Genomic DNA, 17,969 nt, shown 5'->3' with positions numbered 1-17,969 from the left:
CTGCGGGCTGCTTGTGGCTGGTCGCGCAGTTCCCCGCGCCCCTGAAAGACCTAACGCAGCACCTCGTCCAGCAGTACGGCCCACTGCTCCACAACCCTCTCGCGGCGAGCGTGGTCGTCCGTCAGCAGGTTCGCCAGGCCCAGGCCCCTCGCCATGTCCAGGAGGCCCTGGACCGTTTCCCGGACGCCCGGCTTCGACTCGTCCGCGCCCAGGAGCTCTACGGCGATCCGGTGGGTCTCCCGGCCCACCCTCGCCTCCAACTCCGTCACCGGGGGGCGTAGTTGCTCCTCGTTGGAGGCGGCGACCCAGAGGTGGAGGGCGGCTCGGAAGAGGGGGCCGGTGTAGAGATCGACGAGGGCCGAGATCACCGCTCTGCGGTCGTCCGCCGCGCCCTGGGGGAACAGGGCCCGCAGGGCCGTCGAGCGTTCCTCCGCCACGTACTCCACCGCCGCCGTGAAGAGGTCCTCGCGCGTCGGGAAGTGGTGTTGGGCGGCGCCTCGGGAGACTCCGGCGCGTTCGGCTACGACCGTGACCGTGGAGCCTGCCCAGCCGTGTTCGGCCAGGCAGGACACGGCGGCTTCGAGGAGGCGCCGGCGGGTGGCGCGGCTGCGGTCCTGCTTGGGCCTGCGTTCGGCGCGGTCGCCGGTCGTGCTCGTGGTCGTCGTCGTGGTCACACCACCCATGAGGGATCCCGTCGTTCCAGGAAGGCCGTCATGCCCTCGCGCGCGTGCGGTGAGGCGAACAGCCGGGCCGAGAGCGCGGTCAGGGCGGCCGCGTCCCGGTCGAAGGTCTCCAGCACCCTAGCCGTGAGCAGCCGTTTCGTCTCGGCCAGGGCCTCGGGTGCGGACCGGCGCAGACCGTCGAGGACCGGTTCGAGTACGGCGTCCACGTCGTCGCCCGCCGTCGTGACCAGGCCGATGCGGGCGGCCTCGGCGGCGTCGAAGCGCTCGCCGGTGAGGTAGTGGCGGGCGAGGGCGCGGGGGTCGGTGCGGGGCAGCAGGGTCAGGGAGATGACCGCGGGGGCGACCCCGATCCGTACCTCCGTGAAGGCGAACGTCGACTCCGTGGACGCGGCCGCGATGTCGCAGGCGGCGAGGAGGCCGAGGCCGCCCGCGCGGACGTGTCCGGTGACGCGGGCGACGACGGGTTTGCCGAGTTCGACGATCTGCCGCAGGAGCCCGACCAGGGCGGCCGGGTCCGGGGGGTCCTTGAGGTCGGCGCCCGCGGAGAAGGTGGTGCCGGTGTGGGTGAGGACGATCGCGCGGACGTCGGGATCCTTGGCGCAGTCCGTGAGCGCGGCGGACAGCTCCCCCACCAGGGCCGCCGAGAGGGCGTTGCGGTTGTGCGGGGAGTCGAGGGTGAGGGTCTCGACGGCACGCGCGCGCGTGCGGGCGACCGGAGTCATACGCGTTCCCTGAGCTGTCGTCGGAGGATCTTGCCGGAGGCGGCGCGGGGCACGCCGACGATGAAGGTGACCTGCCGGACGCGCTTGTAGGGGGCGACGCGTTCGGCGACGTACATCATGACCTCTCCCTCGGAGAGCTCGGGGGCGGTGGGCTGGCGGACGACGAAGGCGTGGGGGACCTCGTTGCCGTCCTCGTCGTAGACGCCGATGACGGCCGCGTCGGCGATGCCGGGGTGGGTGAGCAGGAGGGCCTCCAGTTCGGCGGGGGCCACCTGGAAGCCCTTGTACTTGATGAGCTCCTTGACCCGGTCGACGACGAACAGCCAGCCGTCGGAATCGACATGGCCGACGTCACCGGTGTGCAGCCAGCCGTCGGGGTCGATCATCGCGGCGGTGTCGTCGGGGCGGCCGAGGTAGCCCTTCATGATCTGCGGGCCGCGGATGAGGATCTCGCCGGCCTCGCCGACGCCGATGTCCTTGCCGGGGTCGTCGAGGGAGACGATCCGCATCTCGGTGCCGGGGATGAGCTTGCCGACGGTCCCCGGGGGTGCCTGGCTCATGGCCGACAGGGGGACGACGTGGGTGCCGGGCGAGAGCTCGGTCATGCCGTACGCCTGGCCGACGGGCGGGACGCCGAGCCGGGCCGAACAGGCGGCGGCGAGACGGGCGTCCAGCGGGGCGGCGGCGCTGACGATGTACCGCAGGGACGAGAGGTCGTACTGCTCGACCAGCGGGTGCTTGGCGAGGGCGAGGACGATCGGCGGGGCCACGTAGAGACCGGTGATGCGGTGGTTCTGGATGGCGGCGAGGAAGGTCTCCAGGTCGAAGCGGGGCAGGACGACGACCGAGGCGCCGACGCGCAGGGGCGCGTTCATCAGGGCCGTGAGGCCGTAGATGTGGAAGAAGGGCAGCACGGCCAGGATGCGGTCCTCGGGGCCCGCCGACATCAGCGGTTCGAGCTGGGCGAGGTTGGTGGCGATCTGCCGGTGCGTGAGCATCACGCCCTTGGGGGTGCCGGTGGTGCCCGAGGAGTACGGCAGCGCCGCCACGTCCGCCACGGGGTCGATGTCGATGTGCGGCTCGGGGGCCGTGGAGGCGAGCATGTCGATCAGTGAGCGGTGACCGGGGGCGCTGTCGCAGACGAAGATCTCCCGTACCCCGCCCGCGAGTTCGGCGGCTCGGCGGGCCGTCTCCAGGAGCGGGGAGACGGTGACGATCCAGCGGGCGGCGGAGTCGGAGAGCTGCTTGGCGAACTCCTCCGGCGTGGCGAGCGGGTGCACGGTCGTCACGGAGGCGCCCGCGCGGGTGGCGGCGTAGAACGCGGTCGGGAAGGCGATCGTGTTGGGGCTGTGCAGCGCGAGCACGTCCCCCTGGGCGACGCCCGCCTCCGCGAGGCCGGCCGCGACCCGGCGGTGGAACGCGTCGAGCTGTGCGTAGGTGAGGGTGGTGCCGTCGGTGCCGTCGATCAGGGCGGGCGCGTCACCGAACTCGGCGGCGCGCGCCAACACCGCTTCGTGGATGGGCAGTTCTACGGGCTGGACGTCTGCGTACTCGCTGCGGAACACGGTTCCTCCAAGACGGCCTGTTTCCGGGGCGGCCTAGTACGACTTGGGCAGGCCCAGGGTCTGGTGGGAGACGTAGTTGAGAATCATCTCCCTGCTGACCGGTGCGATACGAGCCACGCGCGCGGCCGTTATCAGTGAGGCGATCCCGAACTCCTTGGTGAGGCCGTTGCCGCCGAGGGTGTGCACGGCCTGGTCCACGGCCTTCACACAGGCCTCCCCGGCGGCGTACTTCGCCATGTTGGCGGCCTCGCCCGCGCCCACGTCGTCGCCCTCGTCGTAGAGGTGGGCCGCCTTCTGCATCATCAGGCGGGCGAGTTCGAGGTCGATGTGGGCCTGGGCGAGGGGGTGGGCGATGGCCTGGTGGGCGCCGATGGGGGTGTTCCAGACGGTGCGGTCCTTGGCGTAGGTGATCGCCTGGGAGAGGGCGTAGCGGCCCATGCCGATCGCGAAGGCGGCCGTCATGATGCGTTCGGGGTTGAGGCCGGCGAAGAGTTGCAGCAGGCCTGCGTCCTCGTCTCCTACGAGGGCTTCGGCGGGGAGGCGTACGTCGTCGAGGGTGAGCTCGAACTGCTTCTCCTGGGCGTTCAGTTCCATCTCGATGTGGCGCCGTCCGAAGCCTGGGGCGTCTCGGGGGACGATGAACAGGCAGGGCTTGAGGCGGCCGGTGCGGGAGTCCTCGGTGCGGCCGACGATGAGGGTGGCGTCGGCTATGTCGACGCCGGAGACGAAGACCTTGCGGCCGGTGAGGAGCCAGTCCCCGGTGTCCGGGTCGCGGCGGGCCGTGGTGGTGATGCGGTGGCTGTTGGAGCCGGCGTCGGGTTCCGTGATGCCGAAGGCCATCGTGCGGGTGCCGTCGGCGAGTGCCGGGAGCCATTCCTGTTTCTGGGACTCGGTGCCGAAGCGGGCGATCACCGTGCCGCAGATGGCCGGTGACACGATCATCATGAGGAGGGGGGCGCCGGCTGCGCCGAGTTCTTCGAGGACGATGGAGAGTTCGGCGATTCCGCCGCCTCCGCCTCCGTGTTCCTCGGGGAGGTTGACTCCTAGGTAGCCGAGTTTGGCTGCCTCGGTCCAAAGGGCTTCTCTGTCGTAGTCGCGGCCGTGGCGTTTGCCCAGGGCGGATACGGCGTTGCGTAGAGACCTGTGCTCGTCGGTTTCGATCGTGGGCATGTGGCTCCTTCGTGGGGGCTGGTCGCGCAGTTCCCCGCGCCCCTAGGTGGGTTGGACTACTGCCAGCAATTCACCGACCGTCACCTGCCGGCCAGGCACTGCATGCAGCTCACTCAGCCTTCCTGCTGCCGGGGCTGTGATCTTGTGTTCCATCTTCATCGCCTCCAGCCAGAGGAGGGGTTGACCGGCTTCTACCGCGGATCCCTCTGTCAGGCCGTCCGCGACCCTTACGACCGTCCCCGGCATCGGTGCCAGCAAGGAACCGGGGGTGTGTTGGGCCGTCGGATCGGCAAAGCGGGGTAGGGCCGTCAGCGACACTCCCCCGACATACAGCTGATCGCCGTACCTCGTCACCTCGAACTTCCGCTGTACGCCCTCCACTTCGAGTACGACCCCGCTCGCGTCCGTGTGCAGGACCCTGACCCCGTCCGCCTCCAGGCCGTGTCTCGTGTGCCGGTACCGGACCTCGTGCTCCTCGCCCGCCATCTCGTAGCGCTTGGTCTGCGGGGTCGAGTGGAGGTTGCGGAAGCCGCCGAAGCGGGAGCGGCCGACCGCGTCCGCGAGGGCCGCCGCGAGAGGGGCGTACGGGTCTCCGGTTCCCCCCACGAGTTCTGCGAGATGACGGTCGTAGAAGCCCGTGTCCATGCGGCCCGTCGTGAACTCCTTGTGGCGCAGGGAGTTGACCAGCAGGTCCCTGTTCGTGGTCGGGCCGTGGAGAGTGGCCCCCTCCAGGGCGCCGGCGAGTTTGCGGACCGCCTCCGCTCGTGTGGGGGCGTGGGCGACGACCTTGGCGAGCATCGGGTCGTAGTGGACGGGGATCGGGTCACCGCTCTCGTAGCCGGTGTCCAGGCGGACGGACGGGGTCAGGGACAGGCGGTGCAGGGTGCCCGTCTGGGGGGTCCAGTCCCGTGCGGGGTCCTCGGCGTAGAGGCGGGCCTCCACCGCGTGGCCACGCGCGCGTGGGGGTTCGTCGTCCAGCGCGGCCCCTTCCGCGATCCTGATCTGTTCCGCCACCAGGTCGAGGCCGAACACGGCCTCGGTGACCGGGTGTTCGACCTGGAGGCGGGTGTTCATCTCCAGGAAGTGCGCCCGGCCGTCGGCGACCAGGAACTCGACCGTGCCCGCACCCACGTAGTCCACCGCGCGGGCGGCACGGACCGCCAAGTCGTGCAGTTGTCGGGTGAGTTCGTCGGACAGGCCGGGGGCCGGGGCCTCCTCGATCACCTTCTGGTGGCGGCGCTGGAGGGAGCAGTCGCGGGTGCCCAGGGCCCAGACCGTGCCGTGGGTGTCGGCGAGGATCTGGACCTCCACATGGCGGCCGTCCTCGACGTACGGTTCGACGAAGACCTCGCCGTCGCCGAAGGCGCTCGCGGCCTCGGCGCGGGCGCTGCTCAGGGCCGGGTCCAGGTCCTCGAGGCGGCGTACGACCCGCATGCCGCGGCCGCCGCCGCCCGCGGCCGCCTTCACCAGCACGGGCAGGTCGGCGGGCGTGACGTCCGCGAGCGGGGCGATGCCCATCAGTTGCTTCGCGCGCGTCTTGGACGCCATCGCCTCGATCGCGGCCGGGGGCGGGCCGATCCACACCAGGCCCGCGTCCAGGACCGCCCTCGCGAAGTCGGCGTTCTCGGAGAGGAAGCCGTAGCCGGGGTGGACGGCGTCGGCGCCGGCGGCGACCGCCGCCTTCACGATCAGGTCGGCGCGCAGGTAGGTGTCGGCGGGGGCCGCGCCCGGGAGTCGTACGGCCGTGTCGGCCACGCGCGTGTGGAGGGCGTTCGCGTCCGGGTCGGAGTGCACGGCGACCGTTCGGATGCCCAGTTCACGGCACGTGCGGAAGATCCGGCAGGCGATCTCGCCCCGGTTGGCGACGAGCACAGAAGTGATCACTGGAGGTTCCTCACATCCGGAAGACGCCGAAGCCGCCACGGGCGCCCTCGTAGGGGGCGGTGTGGATCGCGGACAGGCACATGCCGAGGACCGTGCGGGTGTCGCGGGGGTCGATGACGCCGTCGTCGTAGAGCCGCCCGGACAGGAACATGGGCAGCGACTCGGACTCGATCTGCTGCTCCACCATGGCGCGCAGGGCCGCGTCGCCCTCCTCGTCGTACGGCAGCCCCTTCGCCGCCGCGGACTGGCGGGCCACGATGGAGAGCACGCCGGCGAGCTGCTGGGGCCCCATGACGGCCGACTTGGCGCTGGGCCAGGCGAAGAGGAAGCGGGGGTCGTAGGCGCGGCCGCACATGCCGTAGTGCCCGGCACCGTAGGAGGCGCCCATGAGGACGGACAGGTGCGGGACCTTCGAGTTGCTCACCGCGTTGATCATCATGGCGCCGTGCTTGATGATGCCGCCCTGCTCGTACTCCTTGCCGACCATGTAGCCGGTGGTGTTGTGCAGGAAGAGCAGAGGGATGTCCCGCTGGTTGGCCAACTGGATGAACTGGGCGGCCTTCTGGGACTCCTCGGAGAACAGGACTCCCTGCGCGTTGGCGAGGATGCCGACCGGATAGCCGTGGAGTTCGGCCCAGCCGGTCGCGAGGCTGCTGCCGTACAGGGGCTTGAACTCGTCGAAGTCGGAGGCGTCGACGATCCGGGCGATCACCTCGCGGGGGTCGAACGGCACCTTGAGGTCGCCGGGGACGATGCCCAGCAGTTCGTCGGGATCGTGCTTGGGCGGCTCGGCGGGGCCCGGATCGCCGTACGCCTTGCGGTGGTTGAGGCGGGCGACGACCCGGCGGGCCTGTCGGATCGCGTCCCGCTCGTCCACGGCGAAGTGGTCCGCGAGGCCCGACACGCGCGCGTGCATCTCGGCGCCGCCGAGGGACTCGTCGTCGCTCTCCTCACCGGTGGCCATCTTGACCAGGGGCGGGCCGCCGAGGAACACCTTGGCGCGTTCCTTGACCATGATCACGTGGTCGGACATGCCGGGGACGTAGGCGCCGCCCGCCGTCGAGTTGCCGAAGACGACGGCGACGGTGGGGATGCCGGCGGCCGAGAGGCGGGTCAGGTCGCGGAAGATGGCGCCCCCGGGGATGAAGATCTCCTTCTGGGAGGGCAGGTCGGCGCCGCCGGACTCCACCAGGCTGATGCAGGGCAGCCGGTTGGCGAGGGCGATGTCGTTGGCGCGCAGGGCCTTCTTCAGCGACCAGGGGTTGCTCGCGCCGCCGCGCACGGTCGGGTCGTTGGCGGTGATCAGGCACTCCACGCCCGCCACCACCCCGATCCCGGTGACCAGGGAGGCGCCGACCGTGTAGTCGCTGCCCCAGGCGGCCAGCGGGGACAGTTCCAGGAAGGGCGTGTCGGGGTCGAGGAGCAGCTCGATGCGTTCACGGGCGAGCAACTTGCCGCGCCTGCGGTGCCGTTCGACGTACTTCTCGCCACCCCCCGCGAGCGCTTTGGCGTGTTCGGCGTCCAGGTCCGAGAGCTTCGCGAGCATGGCCTCGCGGTGGGCCCGGTAGTCGGGGCCGGTCGTGTCGAGGGTGGTCCGCAGGATCGTCACAGCAGGGCCTCCGGGATGTCCAGGTGGCGGGAGCGCAGCCATTCGCCGAGGGCCTTGGCCTGCGGGTCGAAGCGGTGCTGGGCGGCGACGCCCTCGCCGAGGATGCCCTCGACGACGAAGTTCAGGGCGCGCAGGTGGGGCAGGTCGTGCCGGGTGATGGTCAACTCGGCCGTTTCCGGGAGGAGTTCGCGCAGTCGGTCCACGGTGAGCGTGTGGGCGAGCCACCGCCAGGCCTCGTCCGTGCGCACCCAGACCCCGATGTTGGCGTTGCCGCCCTTGTCGCCGCTGCGGGCGCCCGCGACCAGCCCGAGCGGGGCCCTGGCCACGTTTCCTTCGGCAAGCGGCTCCGGCAGGGGCGGCCGAGGGACCTCTTCGAGTACGGCGGTCTCCTGGGCCGGGGCCACGGGGATCCGTCGGCCGTCGTGGAGGACGGCCACATGGTCCACGGCTCCCTGGGGGACGTACGCCTCCTCGAAGACCCCGTAGGGCGAGCCCTTCCCGGGTGGCGCCAGCACATGGAACCCGGGGTAGCTCGCCAGGGCCAGTTCCACGGCGGCCCCGCTGAGCGCCCGTCCGACGGCCTCCTGGTCGGCGTCCCGGACGACCAGGCGCAGCAGCGCGCTCGCGGTCTCCTCGGTGTCGGCGTCGGGGCGGTCGGTGCGGGCCAGGTCCCAGCGCACGTCGGTGACCTTGGCGAGGGACGGTTCCAGTTGCTCCCGTACCAGTGCGGCCTTGGCCTCGATGTCCAGGCCGGTCAGGACGAAGGCGACCTCGTTGCGGAAGCCGCCGAGCCGGTTGCGGCCGACCTTGAGGGTGGGCGGCGGGGCCTCGCCGCGCACCCCGGAGATCCGGACGCGGTCGGGGCCGTCCTGGGTGAGCCGGACCGTGTCGAGGCGGGTGGTGACATCGGGTCCCGCGTACCGGGCGCCCTGGGTCTCGTACAGGAGCTGGGCGGTGACCGTGCCGGCGTCCACGAAGCCGCCGGTGCCGGGGTGTTTGGTGATGACGGCGGTGCCGTCCTCGTGGAGTTCGGCGAGGGGGAAGCCGGGGCGCCGGAGGTCGCGCGCCTTGTCGGTGAAGAACGCGTAGTTGCCGCCGGTCGCCTGGGTCCCGCACTCCAGGACATGGCCGGCGACGACGGCTCCCGCGAGCCGGTCCCACTCCCCCGGTCCCCAGCCGAAGTGGGCGGCGGCGGGGCCGGTGACCAGGGCCGCGTCGGTGACCCGGCCGGTCACGACCACGTCCGCGCCCTCGCACAGGGCGGCCGCGATGCCGAAGCCGCCGAGGTAGGCGTGGGCGGCGAGGCTGCCGGGGTGCTGGGCGGTGAGGTCGTCGCCCTCGACGTGGGCGACCCGCGTGTCCAGGCCGAGACGGTCGGCCAACTCCCTGATGCGGGTGGCGAGTCCGGCGGGGTTCAGGCCACCCGCGTTGGTGACGATCCGGACGCCCTGCTCGTGGGCGAGACCGAGGCAGTCCTCCAGTTGGCGCAGGAAGGTGCGGGCGTATCCGGCGCCGGGGTCCTTCAGCCGGTCCCGGCCCAAGATGAGCATGGTCAGCTCGGCGAGGTAGTCGCCGGTGAGGACGTCGAGTTCACCGCCGGTGAGCATCTCGCGCAGGGCGTCGAAGCGGTCGCCGTAGAAGCCGGAGGCGTTGCCGATGCGCAGGGGGTTCACGCGGCCCGGGTTCACTCGCCCCTGGTCCACTCGACCCTGGTTCACTCGGTCGCCCCCTTCGGTGCGCGCCCCTTGCCGGGCGGGCCCGCGAAGGCCTGGGCGATGTCGAGCCAGCGGTCGGCGTCCTCGCCCACGGCGGTCAGGGCGAGGTCGGCGCGGTGGGCCCGCTGGGTGACCAGGAGGCAGAGGTCGAGGGCGGGGCCGGTGACACGGTCGGTGGCGTTCTCGGGGCCGTAGGTCCACAACTCGCCCGAGGGGCTGACGAGTTCGATGCGGAACTCCTCGAAGGGCGGGGTCAGGCCGTGCACCCCGAAGGAGAAGTCACGGGTGCGGACGCCGAGGCGGACGATGTGCCGGATGCGGTCGGTGGGCTCGCGGGTCACGCCGAGCGCGTCCGCGACGTCCAGGCCGTGGGCCCAGGTCTCCATGAGGCGGGCGGTGGCCATGGAGGCGGTGGACATGGGCGGGCCGTACCAGGGGAAGCGGGCCCCCTCGGGTGCCGCGCGCAGGGCTTCCGCCAGGTCCTCGCGGCCGGCCCGCCAGTACGCGAGCAGCCGCGCGGGAGGCTTCCCGGCACCCTCCTCCGCGCCGTTGTCCACGAAGTCCCCGGGGGCCGCGAGCGCCTTCTCGACCTCGCGGGAGAAGGCCTTCGGGTCGGTCACCGCGAGCAGGGAGGAGTGGTCGGTCCAGGCCAGGTGGGCGATCTGGTGGGCAACGGTCCAGCCGGGGGCGGGGGTCGCGAGCGTCCACTGCTCGGCGGTCAACTCGGCCACGAGACGGTCGAGTTCCTCGCTCTCGGCACACAGATCGTCGATGACGGGCGTCGGGTCTGCCATGGGGCGAGGATGGCAGCGTCCGAAGAAACAAGCAAGCGTGCTTGCATTTATTCATCGCGCGCCTTGGAGGCCGCCCGGTCAGATCCAGTCGCCGAGGCCCCGCCACTGGCGCACCCTGACGACGGTGACCCCGCCCGCGACGGCGGCCGCGAGGAGGGGCACGACAGGGAGCATGATCGCGGTTGCCCAGGACAGGAACCCGGTGTCCACCGACTCGTAGCCGCCCCACGGTTCCCGCGCCACCTGGACCGTCTCGTCCGGGTGGCCGTCGTAGCCGATCTTCACCGTGTGCGCGGGGGCACCGACCTGCGGGCCGCTGCACACCGTGTGGGACCCGGAGCGTCCGCCGCCCTCGCTGTGGCATTCCGTGAACCGGACCCGCACGGGGTGTCCCAGGACCTCCACGCGGGTGAGCCCGGCGAGCACCGCCCAGGCCGTCGCCGCGAGGCACAGCACAGTGATCACGCCGTAGCCCACGGCGGCACGCCCCCGCCCCTCTGTCATGCACCCAGCATGCCGCTGCACGGGAAAATGACGCGACCCCGCCTCCGCGGCGGCGTTACCGTCGCCCGGTGACCGATCACAAGGACTACTTCGGAGAGTCCGTCGCGGCGACCTACGACGAGTCGACGGCGGGGATGTTCACGGCGGACGCGGTCGATCCGGCGGTGGCCGTGCTGGCGGAGCTGGCCGGGGACGGGCGGGCCCTGGAGCTCGGTGTCGGGACCGGGCGGATCGCCCTGCCGCTGGCGGCGCGGGGTGTCGAGGTGCACGGCATCGAACTGTCCCGGGCGATGGCGGACCGGCTGCGGGCCAAGCCCGGCGGTGAGGCGATCGGGGTGACCTTCGGGGACTTCACGACGGCCCGGGCGCCCGGCACCTTCTCGGTCGCCTACCTGGTCTTCAACACGATCATGAACCTGACCACCCAGGACGCCCAGGTGGACTGCTTCCGCAATGTCGCCGCCCACCTGGCCCCCGGCGGCACCTTCGTCATCGAGGTCATGGTCCCCCAGCTGCGGAAACTCCCGCCCGGCCAGAACGCCGTGCCCTTCCACGTCGGCGAGACGCGCCTGGGCTTCGACACCTACGACACCGCGACCCAGGCGATGGCCTCGCATCACGTGCGCGTCGAGAACGGCGAGGGATCCTTCCACTCGGTCCCCTTCCGGTACGTCTGGCCCGCGGAACTGGATCTCATGGCCCGGCTGGCCGGCATGCGGCTGCGGGACCGCTGGGCGGACTGGGACCGGTCGCCCTTCACGGCCGACAGCGAGTCCCATGTCTCGGTGTGGGAGAAGACCGACGGCTGACCGGGCGACCGCTCAGTCGCCCAGGGCCGCCCTCCCCCGCCCCACCTGCGTGCGGACCGCTCCCATGCTCGCCGCGATCACCAGCGCGATGGCGAGCGCCTGGAGGGCGGAGAGGGCCTGGCCGAGGATCAGGAAGCCCGCGAGGGCCGCGATGCCCGGCTCCAGGCTCATGAGGATCGCGAAGGTGGAGGCGGGCAGGCGGCGCAGGGCGAGGAGTTCCAGGGTGTAGGGCAGCACGGAGGACAGCACGGCGACCGCCGCGCCCAGACCCACGGTCACCGGGTCGAGGAGCCGGGTGCCCGACTCCACGGCGCCGAACGGCAGGAACGCCAGCGCGCCCACCGCCATCGCCAGGGCGAGCCCGTCGGCCTGCGGGAAACGCCGGCCGGTGCGCGCGCTGAAGACGATGTACGCCGCCCACATGGCCCCGGCCGCCAGCGCGAAGGCCACACCCAGCGGGTCGAGGCCGCCGAAGTTCCCGCCGCCGAGGAGGAAGACACCGGCGAGCGCGAGGCCCGCCCAGACGGCGTTGACCGCGCGGCGGGAGGCGAGCACCGAGAGGGTGAGCGGGCCGAGGACCTCCAGGGTGACCGCGGGGCCGAGGGGGATGCGGTCGACGGCCTGGTAGAAGAGGCCGTTCATCGCGGCCATGGTGAGGCCGAAGACGACGACCGTGCCCCAGTCGGTGCGGGAGTGGCCGCGCAGCCGGGGCCGGCACACCAGGAGCAGCACGATCGCGGCGGCCAGCAGTCGCAGGGTCACCACCCCGAGCGCGCCCGCCCTAGGCATCAGGGTCACGGCCAGCGCCGCCCCGAACTGCACGGACACACCACCGGCGAGGACCAGGCCGACGGGCCCGAGGGAGCCGAGACGACGGGGACCGCCGACGGGCGCCGCGGCGACCGGGGGCGAGGACGGCAGGTCGGTGCTGGGGGTGGTCACGGGGCTTCCAGGAGGTCGGGATCGGGGCTGTCGTTCACCATGCTGCACTACTGAGTCCAGGGTAGTGGACTCAGTCAGGTGCGTAAACCCGCTATACGACTGTCTCGGAGGATGGAATCAGCGCCGCACCATGAACACGTCGACCGGGTCCTCGGACTCCGTCGTGAAGCCGTGCCGTTCGTAGAGGCGGCGGGCCTGGCTGCCCTGGAGGACGTCGAGGCGTACGGTCACGCCGTCCGCGTCGGCGCGGGCGAGCAGGGTGCGCAGGACGGCGGAGCCGAGGCCGCGGCCCTGGAGTGCCGGGTCGATGAAGAAGTGCTCCAGCCAGTGGCCGTCCTCGGCCGGGCGCAGCGCTACACAGCCCGCGAAGCGGCCCTCGACCACGATCACCGACAGATGTTCGGCGACGAAGGCGTCCCGGAACCGCTGCCGCACCCGCTGCTCGTCGAACCGCCCCAGCCGCTCCAGGTCGGGGCGCATCACCACGGCCCGCAGTTCGGCTATCGGCTCGACGTCGTCCGCGGTCGCGGGACGCAGGGTCCAGGTCAGCGTGTCCATGATCGGAGTCTCTCAGGCGGGGCGGTTCCTGCCGTCCCGTGGCCCGAAGGCCGCCAGCGCCTCCGCGTCCGTGGCCCTCGCGCTTAGGTAGTAGTCGGCCCACTCCGTGATCCCGGGCCAGTCGCACTCCGCGACCAGCCGCCGGGCGGCCGCCGGGATGTCGTACGGCGTCACCCGCAGGTCCGTCCCCGGGCCCAGCAGGCACCAGTGGGCGCCGGGGCGGCCGTAGGGCATGCCGACGCTGCCGGGGTTGACGACCAGGCGGCCGTGGGCGAGCCGGACGTACGGCATGTGGGTGTGGCCGCAGACGATCGTGCGGACGCTCTCGGGCACGCCCGCGAGGACCTCCGTCCAGCGGTCGGGGCGCGAGTCGACCAGGACGACCTCCTCGTCGTCGCGGGGTGTGGCGTGGCAGAAGAGGACCTCGCCGAGGCCGCGGACGGTGAGGGTGAGCGTGGTGGGAAGCGAGGCGAGGAACTCGACGTCGGCTTCGGCGAGTCGGGCGGCCGCGTAGGGGCCGATCGGGTCGGGGATCTCTTCCCGCTCGCCCCTGCGGTACTCGACGAGTTCGCGGTCCGCGTTGCCGGAGATCCACGCCACGCGCTCGCCCTGCTTCCTCAACAGGGCGAGCACTTCGGTGGGTTGGGGGCCCGCCGTGATGTCCCCGGTGAGCACGATCCGGTCGGCGGCGGCCACGGCCGGTTCGGCGAGGACGGCTTCCAGGGCGGGCAGGACTCCGTGGATGTCGGAGAGGACGGCGACGCGGTCGTAGGTGGGCATGGGGCCGAGTCTGCACCGGCGGCGGCAACACCGGTCCGGTTCAGGGCTGTTGGTCCAGCCCTTCCGCCAGCACTTCCGCCAGGTGCCGGCCCCGCACCCCCGCGAGCTGCTCCAGCTGGGTGCGGCAGGAGAAGCCGTCGGCGAGCACCACCGCGTCCTCGGGCGCCCGGCGCACCGACGGCAGCAGCTGCTCCTCCGCGCAGGCCCGGGACACCTCGAAGTGGCCTTTCTCGAAGCCGAAGTCGCCCGCCAGGCCGCAGCACCCGCCGGTCAGTTCGCCGGTGAGCCCGGCGGCCTCGCGCAGCCGTCGGTCGGCCGTGTCGCCCAGGACCGCGTGCTGATGGCAGTGGGTCTGGCCGACGACCGGGCGATCCAGGGCCGGTGGCCGCCAGTCGGGGGCGAGCCGCTCCAGCGCCTCCGCGAAGGTGAGGACACGCGAGGCGAGCCGGGCGGCCCGCGGGTCGTCGTGCAGCAGCTCGGGCAGGTCGGTGCGGAGGGCGGCGGCACAGCTGGGCTCCAGGACGACGAAGGCGGGCAGCTCCGTCACGTCGTCCCATTCCGCCGACAGGAACGGCTCCACCAGGTCCAGCGTGCGGCGCAACACCGCTCGGGCCCGGTCGAGTTGGCCCGTGGACAGATACGTCAGGCCGCAGCAGGCGCGGACACGGGGGCGGCCCCAGGACGCCGACGCGCCGACGCCCTCGACCTCGCCGCCCTCGGACCGCCGCACCTTCCACGGCCGCCCCGGCAGCTCGACGGCCCCGATCCCGGCCGCCTCGAGGACCCGCACCGCCGCCCGGCCGACGTCCGGCGCAAGGTGCTCGGTGAAGGTGTCCGGCCACAGGAAGACCATGCGGCGGGGCAGCCCGGGCTCTCCTCCCGCACGCGCCTCGGCCGTCCACGCGCGCATGCGGGTGCGGTTCCGTCGCCTGAGCCAGCGGCCGAACGTCTCCGGAGCCAGCCGCGGGATCCGCCGCTCGGCCGCGATCCCGCCGAGCCGTTTCGCGACGGCCGCCAACGGCCGTACGGCGGCGAGGGCGTTGACCACCGGAGCCAGCCGCAGCCGGTCCACCAGGCGCAGCCACACCGGCAGCCGGCCCATGCTGTAGTGGGCGGCCGGCCGGCGGCGCCCGGCGTAGTGGTGGTGCAGGAACTCCGCCTTGTACGTGGCCATGTCGACCCCGACCGGGCAGTCGGACCGGCAGCCCTTGCAGGACAGGCACAGGTCGAGGGCGTCCCGCACCTCCGTCGACCGCCAGCCGCCGGTCACCAGGCCGCCCGCCGCTCCGGCCAGCATCTCGTGCAGCAGCCTGGCCCGCCCGCGCGTGGAATGAGCCTCCTCGCCGGTGGCCCGGAAGGACGGGCACATGACGGCGGGCCCGGACACCGCTGTCGTACGGCATTTCGCGACCCCGACGCAGCGCCGTACGGCCGCCGAGAAGTCACCGCCGTCGGCCGGGTAGCCGAAGGCGACGTCGACCGGCTTCCGGGGCAGGACGGCGAAGCGGAGGTTCGTGTCGAGGGGGGCCGGGCGGACCAGCATGCCGGGGTTGAGGAGGTCGTCCGGGTCCCAGACGCCCTTGGTCCGCTCGAAGAGGGCGACCAGCTCGTCGCCGTACATCCTGGGGAGCAGTTCGGCGCGCGCCTGTCCGTCGCCGTGCTCGCCGGACAGCGAGCCGCCGTGTGCGACGACCAGGTCGGCGAGTTCCTCGGAGAAGCGCCGGAAGCGTGCCACCCCGGGCTCGGTCAGCAGGTCGAAGTCGATGCGGACGTGGATGCAGCCGTCGCCGAAGTGGCCGTACGGAGTGCCGCGCAGGCCGTGGGAGCCGAGCAGACGCCGGAAGTCCCGCAGGTAGGCGCCCAGTCGCCGCGGCGGCACCGCGCAGTCCTCCCACCCGGGCCAGGCCTCGGAACCGTCGGGCATGCGGGTCGCCGTACCGCTGGCGTCCTCGCGGATGCGCCACAGGGCCCGCTGCCCGGCCGGGTCGGTCACCACCAGCGCGTCCAGGACGTCGGCGGCGCGCACGATCTCCTCCGCACGCGCGCGTGCCTCGGCCGCGCTGTCCGCGCCGGTCTCCACGAACAGCCAGGCGCCGCCCCTGGGCAGCGCGGCCGCCGAGGGCACCAGGTCGGCTGCCATGCCCTCCACCGTCAGGGGGCGGTGCGCCAGCAGCCCGGCGGCGGCCTCGGCGGCCGCGCCCTCGTCCGCGTACCCGAGCACCGCGAGGGCACGCGCTCGGGGCGCCTCCACCAGCCGTACGACCGCCTCGGTGAGGACGCCGAGCGTGCCCTCGCTGCCGCAGAACGACCGGGCGACATCGGCCCGGTGCTCCGGCAGCAGGGCGTCCAGCGCGTACCCGGAGATGCGGCGGGGCAGGTCGGGGAACCCGGTCCGCAGCCGTGCGAGGTCGCCGTCGACGAGCTCCCGCAGGCCCGCGGGCGCCCCGGCCCACTCCTGCCCGAGCCGCAGCCGCTGCCCGCGCGCGGTGATCACGTCCAGCTCGCGCACGCTGTCGGCGGTGGTGCCCCAGGCCACCGAGTGCGATCCGCAGGAGTTGTTGCCGATCATCCCGCCGAGCGTGCAGCGGCTGTGGGTGGAGGGGTCCGGCCCGAACCGCAGTCCGTGCGGGGCGGCCGCGTCCTGGAGGCGGTCGAGGACCAGGCCCGGCTGCACGACGGCGGTGCGCGCCCCGGGGTCGAGGGACACGAGCTGGTTCATGTGCCGGGTGAAGTCGAGGACGACTCCGGTGCCGGTGGCCTGCCCGGCGATGGACGTGCCGCCGCCGCGGGGCACGACGGGTACTCCGTGCGAGCGACAGACCTCCAGTACGGCGGCCACGTCGTCGGCGTCCCGCGGTGCGACGACCCCGAGCGGGACGCGCCGGTAGTTGGAGGCGTCCATCGTGGTCAGCGCCCGGGAGGTGACGTCGAAGCCGACGTCCCCCCGCACGGCTCTGCGCAGCTCCGCTTCCAGACCTGTCATGGGTCCACCCTCCCAGCCCGTGCGGGCATCGACGTCTCAGCCGACGGACGAGGTTTCCACCAGGTTTCCCGCAGCGGCTAACCTCGGTCCGTGGCTGAGATCCAGATTCCCGCTGACATCAAGCCCGCCGACGGACGTTTCGGCGCGGGCCCCTCCAAGGTGCGGGTCGAGGCGCTCGACGCCCTCGCCGCGACCGGTACGTCCCTGCTCGGGACCTCCCACCGCCAGGCCCCGGTGAAGAACCTGGTCGGCCAGGTGCGTGAGGGCATCTCCGAGCTGTTCTCGCTGCCCGAGGGCTACGAGGTCGTCCTCGGCAACGGCGGTTCCACCGCGTTCTGGGACGTGGCGACGCACGGCCTGATCGAGAACAAGTCGCAGCATCTGAACTTCGGCGAGTTCTCGTCGAAGTTCGCGAAGGCGTCCAAGCTCGCGCCCTGGCTGGCCGAGCCCACCGTCATCGCCTCCGACCCCGGCACGCACCCCGAGCCGCAAGCCGAGGCGGGCGTCGACGTGTACGCCTTCACCCACAACGAGACGTCGACGGGCGTCGCCGCCCCGATCCGGCGGGTCGCGGGCGCGGACTCCGGCGCCCTGGTCCTGGTCGACGCGACGAGCGGCGCCGGCGGCCTCCCGGTGGACGTGTCGGAGACGGACGTCTACTACTTCGCCCCGCAGAAGTCCTTCGCCTCCGACGGCGGCCTGTGGATCGGCGTGTTCTCCCCGGCCGCGATCGAGCGCGCCGAGCGGATCCACGCGTCCGGCCGCCACGTCCCGGAGTTCTTCTCGCTGCCCACGGCGATCGACAACTCCCGCAAGAACCAGACGTACAACACCCCGGCCCTCGCGACCCTCTTCCTGCTGAACCAGCAGCTGGAGTGGATCAACGGCCAGGGCGGCCTCGCCTGGTCGACGGCCCGCACCAAGGACTCCTCGACGCGGCTGTACAGCTGGGCGGAGGAGTCCAAGCACGCGACCCCGTTCGTCACCGACCCGGCCAAGCGCTCCCAGGTCATCGGCACGATCGACTTCTCCGACGACATCGACGCCGCCGCGATCGCCAAGGTCCTGCGCGCCAACGGCATCGTCGACACCGAGCCCTACCGCAAGCTCGGCCGCAACCAGCTGCGCGTCGCGATGTTCCCGGCCATCGACCCGGCGGACGTCGAGGCCCTGACGAAGTGCATCGACTACGTCATCGAGAAGCTGTAGCCGTTTCAGGCGTTACGACGACGAGGGGCGCCCGGTGTTCGC

General features: G+C 72.4%; 15 protein-coding genes. 2 read left to right on the top strand and 13 right to left on the bottom strand.

Annotation, left to right across the window (positions count from 1 at the left end; all coding sequences use genetic code 11):
• Positions 1-50 precede the first annotated feature (50 nt).
• The 9 genes from OHN19_RS23995 to OHN19_RS23955 all read right to left on the bottom strand — a co-directional run bounded on the left by OHN19_RS23995 (position 51) and on the right by OHN19_RS23955 (position 10,646).
• A complete protein-coding gene (locus tag OHN19_RS23995; protein ID WP_330266153.1) occupies positions 51-683 on the bottom strand; it encodes a TetR/AcrR family transcriptional regulator in 633 nt (210 codons plus the stop codon).
• The gene (locus OHN19_RS23990; protein WP_330266152.1) at positions 671-1,405 is read right to left on the bottom strand and encodes an enoyl-CoA hydratase family protein; all 735 of its coding nucleotides are present in this window, start codon (positions 1,403-1,405) and stop codon (positions 671-673) included. The genes OHN19_RS23995 and OHN19_RS23990 overlap by 13 nt, the downstream gene beginning before the upstream one ends.
• Positions 1,402-2,970 carry a 4-coumarate--CoA ligase family protein gene (locus OHN19_RS23985; RefSeq protein WP_330266151.1) on the bottom strand — a complete coding sequence of 523 codons (1,569 nt, stop codon included), beginning with the start codon at positions 2,968-2,970 and terminating at the stop codon, positions 1,402-1,404. The genes OHN19_RS23990 and OHN19_RS23985 overlap by 4 nt, the downstream gene beginning before the upstream one ends.
• Before the next feature lie 33 nt (positions 2,971-3,003).
• A complete protein-coding gene (locus OHN19_RS23980; protein ID WP_330266150.1) occupies positions 3,004-4,140 on the bottom strand; it encodes an acyl-CoA dehydrogenase in 1,137 nt (378 codons plus the stop codon).
• Between the two features lie 42 nt (positions 4,141-4,182).
• Positions 4,183-6,024 carry an acetyl/propionyl/methylcrotonyl-CoA carboxylase subunit alpha gene (locus OHN19_RS23975; protein WP_330266149.1) on the bottom strand — a complete coding sequence of 614 codons (1,842 nt, stop codon included), beginning with the start codon at positions 6,022-6,024 and terminating at the stop codon, positions 4,183-4,185.
• A 10-nt stretch (positions 6,025-6,034) separates the two neighbouring features.
• Entirely contained in the window at positions 6,035-7,633 is a 1,599-nt protein-coding gene (locus OHN19_RS23970; RefSeq protein WP_330266148.1) for an acyl-CoA carboxylase subunit beta, read from the bottom strand.
• On the bottom strand, positions 7,630-9,306 hold the full coding sequence (locus tag OHN19_RS23965; RefSeq protein WP_330269692.1) for an acyclic terpene utilization AtuA family protein: 1,677 nt from the start codon (positions 9,304-9,306) through the stop codon (positions 7,630-7,632). The genes OHN19_RS23970 and OHN19_RS23965 overlap by 4 nt, the downstream gene beginning before the upstream one ends.
• 41 nt (positions 9,307-9,347) lie before the next feature.
• The gene (locus tag OHN19_RS23960) at positions 9,348-10,142 is read right to left on the bottom strand and encodes a TIGR03084 family metal-binding protein (RefSeq protein ID WP_330266147.1); all 795 of its coding nucleotides are present in this window, start codon (positions 10,140-10,142) and stop codon (positions 9,348-9,350) included.
• A 78-nt stretch (positions 10,143-10,220) separates the two neighbouring features.
• On the bottom strand, positions 10,221-10,646 hold the full coding sequence (locus OHN19_RS23955) for a hypothetical protein (protein WP_330266146.1): 426 nt from the start codon (positions 10,644-10,646) through the stop codon (positions 10,221-10,223).
• Positions 10,647-10,714: 68 nt separating this feature from the next.
• Between OHN19_RS23955 and OHN19_RS23950 the strand changes: the two genes are divergently transcribed.
• A complete protein-coding gene (locus OHN19_RS23950) occupies positions 10,715-11,455 on the top strand; it encodes a class I SAM-dependent methyltransferase (protein ID WP_330266145.1) in 741 nt (246 codons plus the stop codon).
• Between the two features lie 12 nt (positions 11,456-11,467).
• Here the strand turns inward: OHN19_RS23950 and OHN19_RS23945 are convergent, their stop codons facing one another.
• The 4 genes from OHN19_RS23945 to OHN19_RS23930 all read right to left on the bottom strand — a co-directional run bounded on the left by OHN19_RS23945 (position 11,468) and on the right by OHN19_RS23930 (position 16,718).
• On the bottom strand, positions 11,468-12,397 hold the full coding sequence (locus OHN19_RS23945; protein ID WP_419249538.1) for an EamA family transporter: 930 nt from the start codon (positions 12,395-12,397) through the stop codon (positions 11,468-11,470).
• Between the two features lie 117 nt (positions 12,398-12,514).
• Positions 12,515-12,955 carry a GNAT family N-acetyltransferase gene (locus tag OHN19_RS23940; RefSeq protein ID WP_330266144.1) on the bottom strand — a complete coding sequence of 147 codons (441 nt, stop codon included), beginning with the start codon at positions 12,953-12,955 and terminating at the stop codon, positions 12,515-12,517.
• A 12-nt stretch (positions 12,956-12,967) separates the two neighbouring features.
• On the bottom strand, positions 12,968-13,735 hold the full coding sequence (locus OHN19_RS23935) for a metallophosphoesterase family protein (RefSeq protein ID WP_330266143.1): 768 nt from the start codon (positions 13,733-13,735) through the stop codon (positions 12,968-12,970).
• 40 nt (positions 13,736-13,775) lie between these two features.
• The gene (locus OHN19_RS23930; protein ID WP_330266142.1) at positions 13,776-16,718 is read right to left on the bottom strand and encodes an FAD-binding and (Fe-S)-binding domain-containing protein; all 2,943 of its coding nucleotides are present in this window, start codon (positions 16,716-16,718) and stop codon (positions 13,776-13,778) included.
• A gap of 90 nt (positions 16,719-16,808) precedes the next feature.
• Here OHN19_RS23930 and serC point away from each other — a divergent pair, with 90 nt between their 5' ends.
• A complete protein-coding gene (serC, locus tag OHN19_RS23925; protein WP_330266141.1) occupies positions 16,809-17,927 on the top strand; it encodes a phosphoserine transaminase in 1,119 nt (372 codons plus the stop codon).
• Positions 17,928-17,969 lie beyond the last annotated feature (42 nt).

Origin of the sequence: Streptomyces griseorubiginosus (genome assembly GCF_036345115.1) — a bacterium.
Classification (GTDB): Bacteria; Actinomycetota; Actinomycetes; order Streptomycetales; family Streptomycetaceae; genus Streptomyces; species Streptomyces griseorubiginosus_C.
Note: the sequence above shows the minus strand (reverse complement) of the source record. Positions and strands in the feature narration are given on the sequence as shown.